The organism is Dyadobacter sp. UC 10, assembly GCF_008369915.1.
Classification (GTDB): domain Bacteria; phylum Bacteroidota; class Bacteroidia; order Cytophagales; family Spirosomataceae; genus Dyadobacter.
On the sequence record NZ_VSRN01000001.1, the window covers coordinates 1226337 to 1244892 of the forward strand.

Consider the following 18556-nt stretch of genomic DNA (forward strand, 5'->3'; position numbering starts at 1 on the left):
GTTGAAGTCTATAAAGGTACATTCAGAAATTGCGCCACTTCGAAGCTGACGAATACATCACGGTGACTTACATCAACGAGAGGTGAAACGGGAAGCGGAATGGGGAGACTTTCATCATAGTTACCCTGAATTTTGGGGGTAGGTACCGAGACGCGGATGGTGTCGGGATACGATTTCACCAGCGAAACAGGTCCGTCAACAGAAATCAATGATGGAGAAACGTTGATAATGCTGGAAATCACGTATCCCGGCTTGATATTGATCCCCGCACTATCGATCCGAATCGGAATAATTTTCCTGATTTTAGGCTCGAAACTCAGCTCAAAGGTATCGGCGACAACATAGTTTACATGCAAGTTTGGAAAAAGCTCTGTAACCTGATCTGTGAGTGTCGTTGAATTAATGAAGCTGGCTTCATTCGGGTTTAAAACCTTATACACCACAGGATTTGCGTTGAAGTTCAGCCACGATTTCTGCAGCAAAGTCCATCCATCACCTGACACATTCACTGAAATCCTCCTCGGCAAGGGCTGCATAGGAACATAGGATGAGTTATCGTACTCAATTTCAAGCGGATAGTTGAGCTTGATCGAATAGTTCTCGGTATTCAGCACATTCATCAGCCAAAAGAAAGACGCAGCCAGCAAGCATCCAATAAAAGTTTTGATTCTGTTTGGGTTTGGTGGTACGTAATTCACGGCCTGTTAAAATTTATGCGGCTATGGTGCGTGAGATCGCCGACTTTTCGACAGTTAATTTTACTCCTTTGTCCAGTTCAAGGGTCACAGTTGCCTCTTCCACGGTGTAAATTCTGGCATGAATTCCTCCGATGGTAACAACCTGGTCACCTTTTTTAAGGTTGGTAAGCAATTCTTTTTGTTCCTTTTGCTTTTTTTGCTGCGGGCGGATCATGAAAAAATAGAATACGCCGATAATACCGACCCACATAACAACCTGATAAATCATGGTTTGTGAACCGTCGGATGCTGCCTGGGCTAAGAGAGAAAGCTTCATTTTAAGAGATAGATTAGTAAAATTCAGACCGGTATCCGGTCATAACAAGATAGAGTGGCTATTTGCCTGTCGCTGGCTTTGGGGCAGCATTTACAATGCCTTTCAAGCGCAGCTCCGTGTTTGCGGGTTCGGTGTTCGCATAAACGGTGATCGTTTTTACCTGCGGCCCAACCTTATTTTTGCTGTCGAAACGTACCTTGATGCTGGATGTTTCATTCGGCCCGATCGGCTCTTTCGGCCATTCAGGTGTAGTACAGCCACAGGAAGAAGATATATTGCTCAGGATCAGCGGATATTCCCCTTCATTTTTAAACTTAAAATCGTGCTCAACTACCGCACCTTCCTGAATAGTCCCAAAATCGAAGGAAGCACTGTCAAGCAATGCAAAAACAGGCATTTTTGACGATGCCTGTTTTTCATCTTCCTTTTTTCCTTCATTAGAACAATTGAAAAAAGAAAACGCAATTCCGAAGAGTATGCAAACAAAAGTTTTTCTCATATCGGTAACTCAGCTGGCCTGACCTTTAATCTGCGCCATCAGACGGTCTACATCTTCGAGCAGTTTCTCCGCCTTTTCACGGGCATCGTTCACTACCCTTTCTCCTTCCGAGCGGGAAAAATTATCAGGCTGGTCTTTTTTATCAACTAAATCCTGAACTACTTCCTGAAGTTTTTCCCGGTATTTTGAAAGTCGGTAAGTCAATTGCGTCCTGAGTACTTCTCCTTTGTCAGGCGCATAAAGAATTCCCAATGCAGCACCTGTGACACAACCTGTCAGAAATGCAATCAGACTATTACTGGTTTTACTCATGATTTTTTAGTTTTTAGCTATTGAGTCGGCCATATTAGCTTTCTATGATCCGACAGCTCCAAAAATTATTCCATTAAAAAAACCCCGGGCTTTTCCCCGATTATTTATTGTCGATCAACCCCCTTCCGCTCTTCCTAATCACTCCTTCCTTCGCGAGCTTTACTGACAAAACGTCGAGGACGCCGTTTACAAACTTACCACTTTTTGGGGTACTGTACCTTTTTGCAATTTCAATAAACTCGTTAATAGTAACTTTAACAGGTATTCCGGGAAAATGAATAAGCTCTGCCAGAGCGGTTTTGAGAATAATAAGATCTACCAAGGCGATCCGCTCAAGCTCCCAATTTTTCAACTGGTCGTCAAGATAAATATCATACTGATCGCTTTCAGCAACCACAATGCGGCAAAGTTCTTCCACAAACTCCCTGTCCTCTTCCCAGTCTTTCGTAAGCGGTGCCAATTGAAAAGTTTGGGCGCTATCTGCTGATTTTAATGTTTTAATAGCCAGGCCGCGGATTAGTTCGCTATGGTCGGCCCAGTACAGGTCACGTTGTTCCAGGTATTCCAAAGGAACTTCATGCTTCAATATTACCTGTCTTAAAATATGCTGGATCAGCGCCTGATCTTCCTCGGCAGAATGCTCGGTTTGGCGACAGTATGCTTCGTAAACTTCGTCTTTCCGTAATGCCTCCCGGTATGTTTTACGGATCACGCCCATTTCATTGCTCCAGTTGATCCCGCTGCGGATAATCTCCTCCTCTAATGCCTTATCCTCAGTCAACACCTGGATAACCCGGTTGGAATTGAGGCCGGAACTTTTCGGAAAAGGCGCTTCGGGATCTTCGTATCTTCTTTCGCGGTCGATCTTCGCCTGGTGCGATAGTTCGATAAGCATTGAGAGTATCCGGATAAAATCGGTATGGATAAGCTCGGTTTCATTTAAAACCCTTCTTACCATCTTCTCACCGTCGGTTTTGGTCTGACGGGCATATGCCTCATAGGCACTTCTGGCTGTCCTGATTACCTGGTCAGGAAGATCATCATCACTCAGCTTTCCGTTCTTGATAAATTCATCGAGGGCGATATTCGCCAGTTTGTTCATCCCGGCGAGCTTCGGTTTGTCCTGAAACTCCATCGAGTTCAAATCGGGTTGAAAAGCCGCTTCAATGTGGTCCAACGCCAGCAGGCGGTTTGCCTCAGCAGTCAATTGCCTGGCATAAAGCGCCTGAACAGCTTTGGTCCTTAATAATCTCCTATTCAGCATAAGCCGGGATACTAATTGAAAAAAAAGTACAGTAATTCAAAGAACGTTCCTTCATATAAAGCAAGGTTAAACTTATACCCCTTGCGAGAATGTCTAAAATTTAGCGCAAAAATAGACTATTTTGTTCAGAATCGAAAAAATGAAATGCGCGTCCCTAATTTTGCAACGTTTTGAATAAATAGGATGTTGCCTATGGCAAGGCCACATTTTTCTTACCCAAAGTATTAACCTGTGAAGGCGTTAAAGTACCTCAATAAGTACTTATGGAAATACAAATGGTATCTCATACTGGGGATACTTTTTACCATAATCTCTAATCTTTTCGGGATTATTCCTGCTCAGCTGGTCAGGTATGCGCTGGACCTGGTGATCGAAACGCTCGACATCTACTACCTCTTCAATGGCGTTTCACTGCAAACTGAAATGTACGATATCTTCGCTTTCAGTATCCTGCTCTATGGCTTGCTGATCCTGCTGATGGCGCTGCTCAAAGGTATCTTCCTGTTTCTGGTGCGGCAAACGATCATCGTCATGTCGAGGCACATTGAATTTGCCCTCAAAAATGACATTTACCAGCATTACCAGACGCTCCCTGCAAGTTTCTTTAGAAAGCATAGCACCGGTGACTTAATGGCCCGGATTTCCGAAGATGTCAGCAATGTGCGGATTTACGTCGGCCCTGCGCTCATGTACGGGATCAACCTGCTGGTTTTGTTTGTGCTCGTGATCTCTTATATGGTCTCTGTGAGCCCACAGCTTACTTTATATGTTCTGCTTCCATTGCCTGTGCTTTCTGTCAGTGTTTATGTGGTCAATAGTATGATCATGAAACGTTCGCAGGAAATCCAGAAACAACTTTCGGCACTGTCTACTTACGTTCAGGAAGCTTTCTCCGGAATCAGGGTGATCAAGTCATTTGTTCAGGAAAAACACTCTTTTAATAATTTCGAAAAAGAGGCTGAAGTATTTAAAAATAAGTCTCTAAAACTCACCAAGGTCGACGCCTTTTTCTATCCGATCATTATCATGCTGATCGGGCTCAGCAACATCCTGATCATTTACGTGGGCGGCCAGGAGATCATTGCAGGCAAACTTACCCCGGGGAATATCACCGAGTTTATATTGTACGTCAATATCCTTACCTGGCCGGTGATGGCATTGGGCTGGACTACCAGTCAAATCCAGCGGGCGGCATCTTCGCAAACCAGGATCAATGAATTTTTAAACGAAAAAACGACCCTCATATCCGAGAAAAATCTGGTTACGCAGCTGGAAGGCGGTATTAAATTCCAGCATGTAAACTTTGTTTACCCCGATTCGGGCATTCAGGCACTGGAGAACTTTGATCTTGAAATAAAACCGGGCGAAACAGTTGCGATCCTGGGCACGACAGGTTCGGGAAAAAGTACGCTGGCACATTTGCTCTGCCGGCTGTACGACCCCACAAGTGGACAGATCCTGATCGATAACGTCCCTATGAAAGACTATGACGTGCACGCTTACCGCAGGCAGATCGGTTATGTGCCGCAGGATGTGTTCCTTTTTTCCGATTCGATACAAAACAATGTGCGGTTTGGTACGGAGGATATGCCTTTCGAGCGAATTGAGCAGGCAGTCAGGGATGCGGATCTGTATCAAAACATCATGGATTTTCCACAGGGCTACGATACGGTTTTAGGAGAAAGAGGTATTACGCTTTCCGGAGGGCAGAAACAGCGGCTTTCCATTGCCCGCGCGATCGCACGCGACCCGAAAATTTTGGTACTGGACGATTGCCTTTCTGCCGTTGATACGAATACGGAGAATATTATTCTCAATAACATGAAACGCATTATGGACCAGCGCACTTCGGTGATCATTTCTCACCGGGTATCCTCTGCGAAACTGGCGGATAAAATTGTGGTACTGGACGAAGGCAGGATCATCGAGCAGGGTACGCACGCCGCATTGATGGAGCAGAACGGAGCTTATAAGGAGCTTTACGAGAAGCAGCTCGTCGCCGAGGAAGTGTAACAAACCTATTTTGCCAGCTTTTTCATTTCCTCTTTCAATTCCTTCACGTCATTGTGCAGACTTTGCAGGCTTACCTGCTGGGTGTCTGCTTCGAGGTTGAATGTCAGCTTACTGCTTACCTGCCACATTTCCCTGATTTCATTCTGGTCGACGCGGATCGGGGCATAGTCGGGATTGAGAGAAACCAGGTTTACAAATCCTGACTGACCTTCTTTCTGCACTTTTTTTACCAGCACACTATCGTTAGTTACGACTACATACATCCGCTTACTGCTCAGGTTTTCAAGATCATCCACAGCCTTTCCCACGATCCATTCGCCCGACTGTAATACCGGCGACATACTGTCACCATCCACCTGAAAACCGCGGAAACTAGCGTTTCGATATTCAGGAAGCGGAATTCCGAATGCAGGCAGGCTTTCGAACCACTGCGCATCGCCGATATTGCTGGGATAGCCAGCGGCTGCTTTTGCATTGACCAGCACGATGTTTTCATTTCCCGCACTATCAACAGTCACGACCTTCGGACTGACCGACAATTTATCTGAATGCAGAAATTTCTGGGTACTCTCGCCAAAGAGCCACAGAGGATTAATATGGTATTTCTTTAAAAGCTCCTTTACGACCTGCCCGGGAATGCGGGTCCTGCCCCGCTCGATATCCGCCGTGGTTGCGCTGATACCCAGTTCTTCCGCGAATGCCGCCTGGGTAAGATTCAGCTCTTCTCTTACTTGTTTGAACCGTTTGAATTCTTCGTCTGCTGGCATTTTCCCCTTGTCAAGTTGCACGAAAACTATCCTTTTTCAAATCTACATTTTTTTTGGAATAAATCCTTTTTTCTAATGGATATACTCCATATATTTGGAATAAATCCATTAATCAGTAAATATTCCAAACCTTGGACCGCACGATATTACATATGGACCTGGACACGTTTTTCGTTTCCGTGGAAAGAAAGCACGACAGCCGGCTGGAAAACCGGCCTGTGCTGGTTGGCGGGACGGGAGACCGCGGTGTAGTAGCCGCGTGCAGTTATGAGACGCGGGCTTTCGGCGTACATTCGGGAATGCCCATGAAGATGGCGCGAATGCTGTGCCCGGACGCAACTGTGATTCGTGGAGAGGCCGGGGTCTATTCCAAGGAATCCAAGATCGTTTCCGAGATTATCAGTGAAACGGTCCCCGTATTCGAAAAAGCGAGTATTGATGAATTTTATGCAGATTTGTCTGGTATGGATAAGTTTCTTGGCTCCTACCAGCTTTCAAAAAACCTGGGCGAACGTATTAGAAAAGAAAGCGGTTTACCGATCTCCCTGGGGCTTTCAACCAATAAAATAGTTGCGAAAGTGGCAACTGAGGAGGCCAAACCGAACAATTACAGAAAAGTCGACGCCGGGAGTGAAAAGTCCTTTCTGGCACCAATGCTCGTCAAGAAAATCCCGATGGTAGGTGAAAAGACGGACAAGATCCTGCAAAATATGGGTATCAGGTACGTGAAGACCATTCAGGATATGCCTGTTCAGGTCATGAGCCAGGTATTAGGTAAAAATGGTGTGGTGCTATGGAACCGTGCAAATGGACTGGATAACTCTCCTATCATTCCATTTCACGAACGCAAATCGATTTCAAACGAGCGGACGTTCGGCAAGGATACCGGCGACATCAAGCGAATGCGGGAAATGATCCGGGCGATGGGTGAAAACCTGGCGTACCAGTTAAGGACCGGCAATAAGCTTACCTCCTGCGTGTCTGTCAAGATCCGTTATTCCGATTTTAATACCTTTTCAAAACAGACCAAGATACCCTATACTTCCGCCGACCATATTCTGATCCCGCATATTGAGCGGCTTTTTGATCAACTGCACAACCGGAGGATGATGGTGAGGCTGGTAGGCGTTAATTTCAGCGACCTGGTGACCGGCAATCACCAGATCAATATGTTCGACGATTGTGAAGAGCGGCTGAACCTTTATCTGGCGATGGACCATATCCGCAACAAATACGGAATCGACGACCGTGGCAACTCGATCATCAGCTGGGCTACCACACTAGGCATACCTAATATATCCAGCATGGGAAACCCGTTTAACGGTGATCCCCCAATTATTCCGGCTCACCGGAATGCCTGACGAAAAATGCGATTAGGCGATATTTTGCACCAATGCTTTTATATTACTCAACTCGTTGAAAATCAAATGCTGCTCTTCTTCCAAATCATAATCATCCTGCAAACCAAGCCAGAACTTGGGCGTAGTGCCAAAATACTTGCTCAGCCTCAACGCAGTATCCGCAGTAACGCGGCGCCGGCCCTTAATGATTTCACTTATCCTGGTTTGAGGAATTGCAGTGTCTTTCGCGAGCTTATATGCAGTAATGCCCATCGGAACCAAAAATTCCTCCGACAAAATCTCACCTGGATGAATGTTAGCTAGCTTTTCCATTGAGTACTAATGATAATCGATGATACTGACTTGCAATGCGTTTCCGTCCTGCCACTTAAACACTATGCGCCACTGGATATTAATAAGAATACTATAAAAGTCTTTCCTATTGACTGACAACTTTTCCAGCCTGTTTAATGGCGGTATGCTGAGATCGGCCAGATTATGTGAGTTATTCAACATTCTCAAACTCCGTCTCCCGACCACCTGAACATCTAACGGAAGCTTAGCGACACGCTCGCCAAACCATATTTTTTCAGTATCCTTTGAGTCAAAACTGACAATCATAACGTAGTGCGTTAGTAACGTCGAAAGTAAGTAAAAAGTTTGTTATTCCAAATCATGCTACTCAACTGCCACTCTTATTTTAGTCTTCGCTACGGAACCATACCGGAAGAAGAATTGCTGCGTTTGGGCAGGGAAAATGGATATGGGTGCCTGGCCCTCACGGACATTAACAATACTTCCGGCTGCCTTAATTTTATCCGGCTTGCACCGAAGTACGATATCAAGCCGGTTGTGGGTATTGATTTCAGGAATGGAATTGCTCAGCAATATGTAGGGCTTGCCAAGAGTAATGCCGGTTTTCAGGCTCTCAATGCATTTTTGTCCCACCATTTAAATACAAAAGCAGATTTCCCTTCCAATGCTCCCTGTCTCGAAGACACCGTTTTTATTTACCCGTTCGAGCGATTAAAAAACACAAACAAGGAGACTCTTTTGGCGAACGAATACATTGGGATTTCAGTCAAAGACCTGAGCAGGTTGCAGTTTTCGCCATTATTTAAATACAAAGACAAACTGGTCATCCAGCAGCCCGTCAGTTTCAGAAATAAAAAGGATTTCAATGCGCACCGGCTGCTGCGCGCGATCGACCAGAATACGATGCTCAGCAAGCTTTCCACTGACGAAACTGCTGCCGAAGACGAGCAAATGATGCCGCAGAAAGTTTTGACCTATCACTTCAAACAAAAGGATTTCGACCCGCTCATTTACAATACCGAAAAGCTGATGGACGAATGCAGCATTCATTTTCGGTTTGGCGACGATCGTGAACACCAGAACCTTCAGGTGTTCGGCAAAAGCAAAAAAGACGATTACCAGCGCATTTTCCAGCTAGGCTGCGATGGGTTGCGTTACCGGTACGGATCTAATGTAAACGATGTGATCCTTGACCGGTTCAATATGGAACTGGAACTGATAGAAAAACAGAATTTCATACCATTTTTTCTCGTAAACCATTCGATAACCAGCTATGCCCGGCAGAAAGGTTATTACTACGTTGGAAGGGGGAGTGGCGCTAACAGTATCATTGCTTACCTGCTCAATATCACCAATGTAGACCCGATCGAGCTGGATCTTTACTTCGAGCGCTTTATGAACCTGTACCGAAAAAATCCGCCCGATTTTGACATTGATTTTTCATGGCGGGACCGGGAGGATGTTACCCAGTATATTTTTGACACTTTCGGTAAAAAAGGCCAGGCGGCTTTGCTGGCGACTTACAGTACTTTTCAGCACAACGCAGCAGTACGTGAGCTGGGGAAGGTTTTTGGTTTGCCTGCTTATGAAATTGAAGCGCTCAGTAACGGAAAATACGATCCCAAAAAGCTTGATCAATATGCTGGCCTGGTACTTCGCTACGCAGATTATTTTCAAAAAAACAACCAGCCTAACCACCTCAGCATCCACGCCGGAGGTATCCTGATTTCCGAGCGCCCGATTCACCATTTCTCCGCCACCGATGTACCTCCGAAAGGATTTCCGACGACTCAATTCGATATGGTTATTGCAGAAGATGTGGGCTTAAATAAGTACGATATCCTCGGCCAGCGCGGACTTGCCAAGATTAAAGAAACGTTGGAAGTAATCCGCTACAACCGCCCCGATGCGCCAGAGTTCGATATCGACGACGTTAAAAAATTCAAGAAGGACCCTAATATCAACAACCTGATCAGACAGGCGCAATGCATTGGCTGCTTTTATGTCGAATCTCCCGCGATGCGGATGCTGTTGAAAAAACTGGAAGTTGACAATTACCTGGGACTCGTGGCGGCCAGCTCTATTATCCGCCCGGGCGTAGCAAAAAGCGGCATGATGCGGGAATATATTCTACGGCACCGTAACCCGGAGCGTCGCGGAGAGGCGCACCCCAAGCTGCTCGAACTGATGGAAGATACTTACGGTATCATGGTTTATCAGGAAGATGTGATCAAGGTCGCGCACTATTTTGCGGGCCTGGACCTGGGTGAAGCCGATGTAATCCGGCGTGGTATGAGCGGGAAGTTTCGAGGGCGCGATGAATTTGAAAGAGTGAAGAAAAAGTATTTCAAGAACTGCCGGGAAAAGGGTTACGATGAAACGATGACCCAGGAGATCTGGAACCAGATCGCCAGTTTTGCCGGATATGCGTTTGCAAAAGGGCACTCCGCTTCCTATGCAGTGGAAAGTTATCAGACACTGTTCCTGAAAACCTATTTCCCGCTAGAATTCATGGTGGCGGTATTGAATAATGGCGGTGGGTTTTACGGGCAGGAACTTTATATCCACGAGGCGCGGCTCCTGGGTGGCAATGTGCTGCCGCCTTGTGTCAACCACAGTCTCGCACAAACGGTGATCGAGGGGAAAGATATTTACATTGGAATGCAGTTTTTGAATGAAATGGAAGAAAAAACCATCGCCCGCATTGTCCACGCAAGGCAAACCGAGGGCCCTTTTACTTCCCTTCATAATTTTCTCGACCGCGTTGTCATTTCAATCGAACAGCTGACGATCCTCATCCAGATTGATGCATTCCGTTTTACCGGTATGGACAAGAAGACGCTGCTATGGAAAGCGCATTTCAGGCTTAGTACAACGCCAGTCAAGGTGCCGCAAAAGCAGCTTTTTGAAACTGAGATCAAAGACTATGAGCTACCAGTTTTTGACTCCACCCCTATCGACGATGCTTATGACCAGATCGAACTGCTGGGTTATCCGCTGTGCAGCCCGTTTGATCTGGTCAAATATCCACTGCCGCCGAGCGTGATGAGCCGGGATTTGCATAAGTATGTAAATCAGGAGGTCATTCAGTATGGCTATTTGGTAGCGATTAAAAATACACGGACGGCGCGGGGTGAAGTTATGCATTTCGGAACCTTCCTCGATCGGGAGGGACAGTTTATTGACACCGTGCACTTCCCGACCGTACCTGTTAAATCCAACTTTTCGGTTAAAGGCGTGTACAAGATCCGAGGGATTGTAAGTGAAGAATTTGGATTCCTCAGTGTAGATGTACTCGAAATTACCAGAATGGATTCGGCAACAAGAGAAAAATAGCCCCTTAATCAGTTTTCCGGGGACTGAAGTCCCCGGCAATGGACTAAGGGGGCTGAATTCTCTGGCAATAATTTGCCAGACTTTCTGCATTAATGCCTCTTTGAATAATTACAATTGCGCTTTTTCGTTCCTATTTAGTTTACTACTCATTGCGGATCAAGCTCAACCGAAATTACTACGTTATGACCAAGCACACTTTCTTTTTTCTGCTATTTATCTTTTTTCTGGACTGCACAAATGATCCGGGCCTGATCACCGGAAACTGGGTAACTCAAATATCCGATCAATCCACTCACAAACAAGGATTTACATTGCATGACGATGGCCAGGCATCGTCCATCAATCTGAATGCGAAGCGGTATGATTCGTGGGAAAGACAGGACAACCTATTGATTCTCAAAGGGAGCGATGAAGGTCAGGCGGGCGGAAGTGAAGTAATTGACACACTGAGAATCATTTCCGTAGCCGACAGCTCACTGGTGCTGGAAAACCACGGAAAGCGGGTCCGTTACTCAAAAACCGAAAACCCAAGCAAGCTTATTACCGACTTTGAAACACATAAATGCTTTGTATATCGCTCAGCCAAAGACTCAGCATTCCTGCATATCGAGCTGGCGGGCCAGCAGGTTACCGGGGAGCTCTTTTATGCTTTCCATGAAAAAGACAGGAACAGAGGAACAATAGCAGGTAAAATACTCGGAGATACCTTGTTGGCAAGATACAAATTCATGTCCGAAGGCACTGAATCAATCCGGGAAGTGGCGTTTCTGAAAAACGGGCCTGATTGGGTGGAGGGTTTCGGAAATGTAAAAGAACAGGATGGAATAACCGTTTTTAAAGACAGATCTAAGGTCAGTTTTGAAAAGGGTTTGGCCTTTAAGGGGATCAGGTGTCCGTGAGGCTACAACTGCCAAATCAACTCGATATGCTCATTGCCGGGAATTGCCCCGGCTTTTTTGTTGAACATTTGCAGCTTCCACTTTGCAATCGCGATCTTTAACTATATATTTCGTTTCTCCTGAATTTTAACAATTTAAAATTAAAATAATGAAAAAGGCATTCCTGGCCTTGTGTGTGGCCGCCTTGGGAATTTACTGCTCATCCTCCGTTTCAGCGCAAAATCTGGCCTCACAGAAAGTGATGCTTGATCCGAATGTAAAAACCGGAAAACTGAAAAACGGAATCACCTACTATATCCGAAGAAACAGCGAGCCCAGGAACCGGGCGGAGCTCAGACTTGCAGTAAAAGCCGGCTCCGTTCTTGAAACAGATGCGCAACAGGGACTGGCACACTTCATGGAGCACATGAATTTCAACGGCACGACCAATTTCCCTAAAAATGAACTGGTTAACTTCCTGCAAAAGACCGGAGTAAGGTTTGGCGCGGATTTGAATGCTTACACCGGATTTGACGAAACTGTGTATATGCTCCCTATCCCGACGGATTCGGCCGGGCTTCTTGAAAAAGGGATTCAGGTATTGGAAGACTGGGCGCACGGCGCTTTGCTCGACCCATCTGAAATTGAAAAGGAACGCGGAGTGGTACTCGAAGAATCCCGCATGGGCCGTGGTGCACAACAACGTATGCGTGACAAATTCCTGAAAGTAATATTGAATAATTCGCGTTATGCGCAGCGCCTGCCGATTGGGAAGGACAGCATTCTGAAATCTTTCAAACCAGAAACAATTAAGGCATTTTACCAGGATTGGTACCGCCCCGATCTGATGGCGGTGATTGCCGTGGGAGATTTTGACGTAGCCAAAGTGGAAGCGATCATTACAGAGAAATTCAGCTCGATTAAGCCGCCTGTCAATGCGAAGAAAAGGACCAAATACGAAATTCCCCTCGACGGCACTACGCAGGTAGCCATTGTAACGGATCCCGAATACCCGCAGAACCTGATCCAGCTGATCTATAAACAGCCGAACAGCAAAGAGAAAAACCTGCTAGACGTACGGAACAACTTCGCTCAGGAATTGTACAATGCCATGATGGGGCAAAGAATGCAGGAGCTTACCCAGAAGCCAAATCCGCCATTTCTATACGGAGGAAGTGAGTACAGCGATTTTCTTGGCAATTTGGACTCCTATACTTCTGTTGCACTTGCCAAAGATGCTGCTTCCATGCGGACTGCACTGACAGCCTTGCTGGAAGAAAATGCGAGGGTTCAAAAATTCGGTTTCACGCAGCCGGAGCTGGATCGCGCGAAAAAGGATTTTATGAATAGTATCGAGCAATATTACAAAGAGCGGGACAAGACCAAATCTGCCAATTATGTGCAGGAATATCTGAACCACTTTTTGCACGATAAGCCTTTTATGGGTATTGAAGCCTATTATGCATTTGTCCAGAAAAACCTGGAAAGCGTGAGTCTGGCGGAGATTAATGCGCTCGCGAAGAAATACATTACTGATCAAAACCGCGCTGTGGTAGTAATGGGGCCTGAACAAAGTAAGGCTGCATTGCCGACTGAAGTTGATATCCGCGCTTTGCTCAAAGATGCAGGTAAAGATGTAACAGCTTATGTAGATGACGTCCTCGATAGCCCGCTGCTCAGCAATGAACCGGTGGCCGGAAAAGTGACGGCGGAAAAAACATTGGAAAAATTAGGTGTAACGGAGCTTACACTTTCGAACGGAGCAAAAGTGCTTTTGAAACCTACTGAATTTAAAAATGATGAGATACTGATCAAAGCGACTGGAAAAGGTGGTTACTCTTTGTTTCCCGACGAACGCGAAACAGGTGTTTTCAGCAGTTACCTGATCCAGTCCGGTGGCGTGGGGCCTTATAACCAGACACAACTGCAGAAATTCCTCGCCGGAAAAACAGCGAATGCGGGCCCTTTTATCAGTGAACTTACAGAAGGAATAGGAGGCAGTACCAACCCGAAGGACCTGGAAACTACACTTCAACTGGTTTACGCGTATTTCACAGCACCCAGAAAAGATGCCGAGCTGGTAAAAGGAATTCTGGCTAATCAAAAAGCTTATCTGGAAAATATGCAGAAGACATTGACACCAGAAAAAGTGTATTCCGACTCATTGAATGCGGTTTTGACCAGTTACAACCCGAAACGTCAACCATTGAAACCGGAGAGTGTAGACAAAGTCATTCTCGACCGGGCCGTTGAAATGTACAAAGACCGTTTTTCTGACGCTTCTGATTTTGTGTTCACATTCGTAGGTGCATTCAAGGTCGATGCGATTAAACCGTTACTCGAAAAATACATTGGCAGCCTGCCTTCTACGGAGCGCGACGACGATTTTAAGCACCCGAATATCTATCCTCCAAAAGGAAAAATAGAGAAAACCATCTACAAGGGTTTAGAGCCCAAAAGCCGGGTTACCCTGGTTTCAAGCGGGGAATATGAATATAGTCCCGAAAACAATATCCAGATAGAGGCATTGCAGGAAGTACTGCAAATCAAGCTGATCGAGGCACTGCGTGAGGAAGAAAGCGGGGTCTATGGAGTAGGAGTTTCAGAATCTGCGGACAAATTTCCGAGTGGGCATTACCGGTTCAGCATCGGTTTCGGCTGCGCGCCGGAGAATGTGGATAAACTGGTGAAACGGACGCAGGAAGAAATCGAGAAGATCAAAAAGAATGGCGCTGATCCAAAAGACATTGAGAAGTTCGTGGCTGAAACGCAACGCAAAACCGAAATTGCTGTCAAAACCAACAACTTCTGGCTCAACTATCTGGACGACAATACCTTTCTGGGTGACGATCTGGATGAGATTTTTCAGCAGGATAAGTTACTGAAAACCGTTACCGTTGCCAGTACCAAAGCTGCGGCTGAAAAGTATTTCAGCGACGATAATTTCATCAAAGTTGTATTGATGCCTGAGAAGAAATAGGCTGAATTAATTTAACAATGAGCCCGGAGCAGCTACAAAGCTTCGGGCTCATTGTTTCTCAGTTTCATAATCAGATCGGTTTTCATATCAAACAAATGCTTTTCCAGGCCTACGGGGTAAGTGTGCGGATTGACAAACCGCTTAATGCCTTTGTAAAAATGCGCCAGCTGATCCTGGACCCGGGCCCTGGCTTCATGAATGGAAGGCAGGCTGTAAATCAATTGGCCTTTCGCAAAAACGGGCACCAGCAAATCCTCGAAATGCGTGTTTTCCGCAAATGAGCGGTTTTTAGTAAAGTCGTAGGGATCGACCATCGTAGATTTTCCGATCAGGGGATTTTCAATATTGAATATCATATCCGAAACAAACCCTTTACTATCCCTGAACCTTCTGACCTGCTGAATCCCTGGCGTGGAAACCTTGATTGCCTGCTCAGACAGCTTCAATTTGTAGTCCCATTCACCCGATTTCGACCGGATCGCAGCAAGCTTGTATACGCCTCCCAATGCAGGCTGATCGTAAGCAGTGACCAGTTTGGTACCAATCCCCCACACATTGATTTTCGCTCCCTGTATTTTCAGACTGTCCATAATGTACTCGTCGAGATCGTTGCTGGCGACGATATTCGTTTTTTCAAACCCTGCCTCGTCCAGTAATTTCCGCGATTCTATACTTAGATAAGCCAAATCGCCGGAGTCAAGCCGGATACCTACGAGATCGTAGCCACGTTTTCTCAGTGACTTCCCCGCCTCGATTGCATGGCGCACCCCTTCCAGCGAATCGTAGGTATCTACCAGCAAAGTGACATTATTGGGCAAATACCTGGAATAGGTTTCAAATGCTTCCAGCTCGGTATCAAAAGACATCACCCAACTGTGCGCGTGCGTTCCTTTCACCGGAATATCGTACAGTTTCCCCGCAAGCAAATTCGAAGTAGCGTCAAAACCGCCGATATAGGCAGCCCGGCTCGCGGTTACACCGCCGTCGGGTCCCTGCGCGCGCCTCAAACCAAATTCCAGCAGCGTATCTTCCTTCGCGACGAGCCGCATTCTGGCAGCCTTCGTAGCGATAAGCGATTGAAAATTTACGAGGTTCAGCAGCGGCGTTTCCAGTAGCTGGCATTGCAATATCGGCCCCCGAACTCTCATTAAAGGTTCGTTTGGAAAAACGACTGTGCCTTCGGGAATCGCATCGATGCTGCATTGCAGTTCCATGTTTTCGAGGTATTCCAGAAAGCCCGGTTCGAACAGCCTATGCCCGTCATTTCCCTTCAATGAGCCAATATAACCGAGATCTTCGCGGCTGAAACGGAATTCCTGAATATAGTCGATCACACTATTGAGCCCGCAGGAAATAGTGAATCCGCCCTGAAACGGATGTTTTCTGAAATAGAGATTAAAAACCGCTTCCTGTTCTGCTTTACGGGCTTTCCAATACCCGTAAGCCATCGTAAGCTGGTACAGATCGGTCAGCAGGCTCAGGGATGTATCATACAATTTATTGATCATTGATCGGCTATCTGTTTGTTATGAAATGCCTAATTAATAAAAAAAGCCGATTATTTCTAACCGGCTTTCCCTTCTGCTGCTGCACGTTTCCCTGCGGCTAGTTGACACTTTCAAGCATCGGAAATTGCTGCTTCCACATATCGTAATACTTGCCCTTTTTGTTCAAAAGCTTCTTGTGACTACCTTCCTCGATCAGTTTTCCCTGTTCCAAAACTATTATTTTGTCTGCATTCATCACGGTACTGAGGCGGTGGGCTATGATAATGATCGTTTTGTCGCGCTTTCTGAGTGCCTGAACTGCGAGCTGAATATGCTGCTCGGATTTCGAATCGAGCGAAGAAGTGGCTTCGTCTAATATAAGGATCTCCGGGTCGCGGTACAATGCGCGGGCAATTGCCAGCCGCTGCCGCTGCCCGCCTGACAAGCTGGTACCATTTTCACCGATATAAGTGTTAAAACCATTGGGCAGATTTTCAATAAACTTCATAATATCCAGCTCCTGACAAATAGAAACAATCTTTTTCATATCAGGCTCAAATTCCCCCACGGCAATATTGTTGATTACATTTCCGGCAAACAAATGTACATCCTGCGGAACCGCGCTCACCATTTGACGCAAACTGTCATTTGTCAGGTATTTAATATCAAAACCCCCGAGCAGGATATTCCCTTTTTCGACTGAATAAATGTTTTGTAGCAAGGCCAGTAACGTAGTTTTTCCGGACCCGCTCTCACCTACTACGGCTGTAATTTTGTTTTTAGGAATAACCAGGTCCAGCCCTTCAAAAACGGTAACGCGTGTTCCGTACCTGAAATGTACATTGCGAAACTGGATATCGCCGATCATGTCCGGCGTCAGTACCGCTTTGTTTTCAATGGATTCCCGCTCAATATCCATGATCTCGAACAATCGGTCGGCTGCGATGCTTGCATCCTGAATCGTCCTGTTCATGCCGATCAGACTGGAAACCGGGCCGGTGAAGTAGCCGATAATCGCATAAAATGAGAGCAGTTCTCCCGGGGTAATGATCTTATTTAAAACAAAAAGAGAACCTGCCCAGAGTAATATGATCGTGAACGCACTCGAAACAAAACCACTGAAATCGCCGATCCAGAGTGAATTGGTATTGGATTCATACACCGATTTCAGCATTCCGATAAAAAGGGTTTCGGTACGCATATTGGTGAAATCCTCCAACCCGAAACGTTTGATCGTACTCACGGAATGAATGGATTCGACCAGCTGCGCTTCCAGCTCCGCTGAACTTTCCATCAATTTCCGCTGAGTAGTTTTGTTCATTTTATTAGAGAAATAGTAGATGATCGCATACAGCGGCACTACGCCCAGCAGGATCAGCGCCAGTTTCCAATAGTACGTGAACATCAGCATAAAAGAAAAAAGCAGGATAAACATGTTGACCGCGAAACCGACCAGTACATCATTGATAAAAACCCTGATCTTTACCGCATCGTTAATCCTCGAGATGATCTCCCCGACGCGCATATTATCGAAAAACTGCTGGGGTAGTCGCAGCAAATGCTTGTAGTAACCCAATATCAACCGCGTATCGATCTGCTGGCCGGTTTTGATGGTCAGCAACGTTTTAGCGTGATTGATCACAACCCGGAATAGCAATATCATGATCATGATCACGCCCATTAAATTCAGCAGGTTACGGTTGCCCTCCGGCAGCACGTTATCGACAATCTTCTGGAGAAAAATGGAAGTAGATAAGCCCAGCACCGTGTAAATGATCGCGCCCAGTAAAACCTGCATCAGCACCGATCTGTGCGGTTTTAGCAGGAATATAAAACGCTGTTTTACTGATATTTTCTCATTTCCTTCGGTAAAAGTATCGCCCGGCTGGATCATTACCATTACGCCCGTCCAGATGCTTTTGAACTCATCATGACTCATCAGGATCAGCTCGCCGCGTGCAGGGTCCATTACTTCCACGGTTGAGGCAGTAACACGATATATTACCACATAATGATGCAATATCTGCTTGATTATCACGTGTGCAATGATCGGAACGGGCACGTGCGGCAACTGGTCAAACTCCACGCGGATACCTTTTGCATTAAACCCAAGCTTTGTGGCTGCTTCAATGATACCAAGGATATTAGTTCCCTTTTTATCTGTGGAGGCATATTGCCGGATACGTGCGACCGGGAGAGCAAGCTTGTAATATGCCGCGACCGACGCCAGGCAGGTTGCGCCGCAGTCGGTAAGGTCGTGCTGCTTCATCACAACATCCTTTAACCGCCGTCCCGAGCTAAATAAAGGGATATTTTCGAAAATATTGTCAGCCAAACGCTTTGCACCATTC

General features: G+C 46.1%; 15 protein-coding genes. 5 read left to right on the forward strand and 10 right to left on the reverse strand.

What is annotated here, in order from left to right; translation table 11 throughout:
- Positions 1 to 8 precede the first annotated feature (8 nt).
- The 5 genes from FXO21_RS04770 to nusB form a co-directional block, all read right to left on the reverse strand.
- Positions 9 to 698 carry a YbbR-like domain-containing protein gene (locus tag FXO21_RS04770; RefSeq protein ID WP_225865570.1) on the reverse strand — a complete coding sequence of 230 codons (690 nt, stop codon included), beginning with the start codon at positions 696 to 698 and terminating at the stop codon, positions 9 to 11.
- 13 nt (positions 699 to 711) lie between these two features.
- Positions 712 to 1014 (reverse strand): preprotein translocase subunit YajC, encoded by a 303-nt coding sequence (gene yajC, locus FXO21_RS04775; protein WP_149639025.1) that lies wholly within the window; start codon positions 1012 to 1014, stop codon positions 712 to 714.
- Between the two features lie 58 nt (positions 1015 to 1072).
- Positions 1073 to 1513 carry a DUF1573 domain-containing protein gene (locus FXO21_RS04780; protein ID WP_149639026.1) on the reverse strand — a complete coding sequence of 147 codons (441 nt, stop codon included), beginning with the start codon at positions 1511 to 1513 and terminating at the stop codon, positions 1073 to 1075.
- A 9-nt stretch (positions 1514 to 1522) separates the two neighbouring features.
- Complete coding sequence (locus FXO21_RS04785; RefSeq protein WP_149639027.1) at positions 1523 to 1825, reverse strand: YtxH domain-containing protein; 303 nt, start codon at positions 1823 to 1825, stop codon at positions 1523 to 1525.
- A 100-nt stretch (positions 1826 to 1925) separates the two neighbouring features.
- Positions 1926 to 3089: a transcription antitermination factor NusB gene (gene nusB, locus FXO21_RS04790; RefSeq protein WP_149639028.1), complete on the reverse strand. Its 1164-nt coding sequence runs from the start codon at positions 3087 to 3089 to the stop codon at positions 1926 to 1928.
- 231 nt (positions 3090 to 3320) lie between these two features.
- On the opposite strand from nusB, the gene FXO21_RS04795 reads away from it, so the two are divergent.
- Entirely contained in the window at positions 3321 to 5102 is a 1782-nt protein-coding gene (locus tag FXO21_RS04795; RefSeq protein ID WP_149639029.1) for an ABC transporter ATP-binding protein, read from the forward strand.
- 5 nt (positions 5103 to 5107) lie between these two features.
- Here FXO21_RS04795 and FXO21_RS04800 read toward each other — a convergent pair whose 3' ends face one another.
- The gene (locus tag FXO21_RS04800) at positions 5108 to 5869 is read right to left on the reverse strand and encodes a LexA family transcriptional regulator (RefSeq protein WP_149639030.1); all 762 of its coding nucleotides are present in this window, start codon (positions 5867 to 5869) and stop codon (positions 5108 to 5110) included.
- A gap of 131 nt (positions 5870 to 6000) precedes the next feature.
- Between FXO21_RS04800 and dinB the strand changes: the two genes are divergently transcribed.
- Entirely contained in the window at positions 6001 to 7230 is a 1230-nt protein-coding gene (gene dinB, locus FXO21_RS04805) for a DNA polymerase IV (protein ID WP_149639031.1), read from the forward strand.
- 12 nt (positions 7231 to 7242) lie between these two features.
- Here the strand turns inward: dinB and FXO21_RS04810 are convergent, their stop codons facing one another.
- Together FXO21_RS04810 and FXO21_RS04815 are read right to left on the reverse strand one after the other, a co-directional pair.
- Complete coding sequence (locus FXO21_RS04810) at positions 7243 to 7542, reverse strand: HigA family addiction module antitoxin (RefSeq protein ID WP_149639032.1); 300 nt, start codon at positions 7540 to 7542, stop codon at positions 7243 to 7245.
- A 6-nt stretch (positions 7543 to 7548) separates the two neighbouring features.
- Positions 7549 to 7830 carry a type II toxin-antitoxin system RelE/ParE family toxin gene (locus FXO21_RS04815; RefSeq protein ID WP_149639033.1) on the reverse strand — a complete coding sequence of 94 codons (282 nt, stop codon included), beginning with the start codon at positions 7828 to 7830 and terminating at the stop codon, positions 7549 to 7551.
- Positions 7831 to 7884: 54 nt separating this feature from the next.
- Here FXO21_RS04815 and FXO21_RS04820 point away from each other — a divergent pair, with 54 nt between their 5' ends.
- From FXO21_RS04820 to FXO21_RS04830, 3 genes are all read left to right on the forward strand, one after another.
- Positions 7885 to 10860 (forward strand): DNA polymerase III subunit alpha, encoded by a 2976-nt coding sequence (locus tag FXO21_RS04820; protein ID WP_149639034.1) that lies wholly within the window; start codon positions 7885 to 7887, stop codon positions 10858 to 10860.
- Between the two features lie 182 nt (positions 10861 to 11042).
- On the forward strand, positions 11043 to 11759 hold the full coding sequence (locus FXO21_RS04825; protein ID WP_149639035.1) for a lipocalin family protein: 717 nt from the start codon (positions 11043 to 11045) through the stop codon (positions 11757 to 11759).
- Positions 11760 to 11907: 148 nt separating this feature from the next.
- Positions 11908 to 14718, forward strand: a complete 2811-nt coding sequence (locus FXO21_RS04830) for a M16 family metallopeptidase (protein WP_149639036.1) — start codon at positions 11908 to 11910, stop codon at positions 14716 to 14718.
- A 32-nt stretch (positions 14719 to 14750) separates the two neighbouring features.
- Here FXO21_RS04830 and FXO21_RS04835 read toward each other — a convergent pair whose 3' ends face one another.
- A complete protein-coding gene (locus FXO21_RS04835; protein ID WP_149639037.1) occupies positions 14751 to 16226 on the reverse strand; it encodes a nicotinate phosphoribosyltransferase in 1476 nt (491 codons plus the stop codon).
- Between the two features lie 97 nt (positions 16227 to 16323).
- The gene (locus FXO21_RS04840) at positions 16324 to 18474 is read right to left on the reverse strand and encodes a peptidase domain-containing ABC transporter (protein WP_192579356.1); all 2151 of its coding nucleotides are present in this window, start codon (positions 18472 to 18474) and stop codon (positions 16324 to 16326) included.
- Positions 18475 to 18556 lie beyond the last annotated feature (82 nt).

Bases quoted from the DNA above. Each gene is read 5' to 3' on its own strand.
- yajC (WP_149639025.1), bottom strand. From the start codon at position 1,014: ATGAAGCTTTCTCTCTTAGCCCAGGCAGCATCCGACGGTTCACAAACC.
- FXO21_RS04780 (WP_149639026.1), bottom strand. From the start codon at position 1,513: ATGAGAAAAACTTTTGTTTGCATACTCTTCGGAATTGCGTTTTCTTTT.
- FXO21_RS04785 (WP_149639027.1), bottom strand. From the start codon at position 1,825: ATGAGTAAAACCAGTAATAGTCTGATTGCATTTCTGACAGGTTGTGTC.
- nusB (WP_149639028.1), bottom strand. From the start codon at position 3,089: ATGCTGAATAGGAGATTATTAAGGACCAAAGCTGTTCAGGCGCTTTAT.
- FXO21_RS04800 (WP_149639030.1), bottom strand. From the start codon at position 5,869: ATGCCAGCAGACGAAGAATTCAAACGGTTCAAACAAGTAAGAGAAGAG.
- FXO21_RS04810 (WP_149639032.1), bottom strand. From the start codon at position 7,542: ATGGAAAAGCTAGCTAACATTCATCCAGGTGAGATTTTGTCGGAGGAA.
- FXO21_RS04815 (WP_149639033.1), bottom strand. From the start codon at position 7,830: ATGATTGTCAGTTTTGACTCAAAGGATACTGAAAAAATATGGTTTGGC.
- FXO21_RS04820 (WP_149639034.1), top strand. From the start codon at position 7,885: ATGCTACTCAACTGCCACTCTTATTTTAGTCTTCGCTACGGAACCATA.
- FXO21_RS04825 (WP_149639035.1), top strand. From the start codon at position 11,043: ATGACCAAGCACACTTTCTTTTTTCTGCTATTTATCTTTTTTCTGGAC.
- FXO21_RS04830 (WP_149639036.1), top strand. From the start codon at position 11,908: ATGAAAAAGGCATTCCTGGCCTTGTGTGTGGCCGCCTTGGGAATTTAC.
- FXO21_RS04835 (WP_149639037.1), bottom strand. From the start codon at position 16,226: ATGATCAATAAATTGTATGATACATCCCTGAGCCTGCTGACCGATCTG.
- FXO21_RS04840 (WP_192579356.1), bottom strand. From the start codon at position 18,474: ATGAAGCAGCACGACCTTACCGACTGCGGCGCAACCTGCCTGGCGTCG.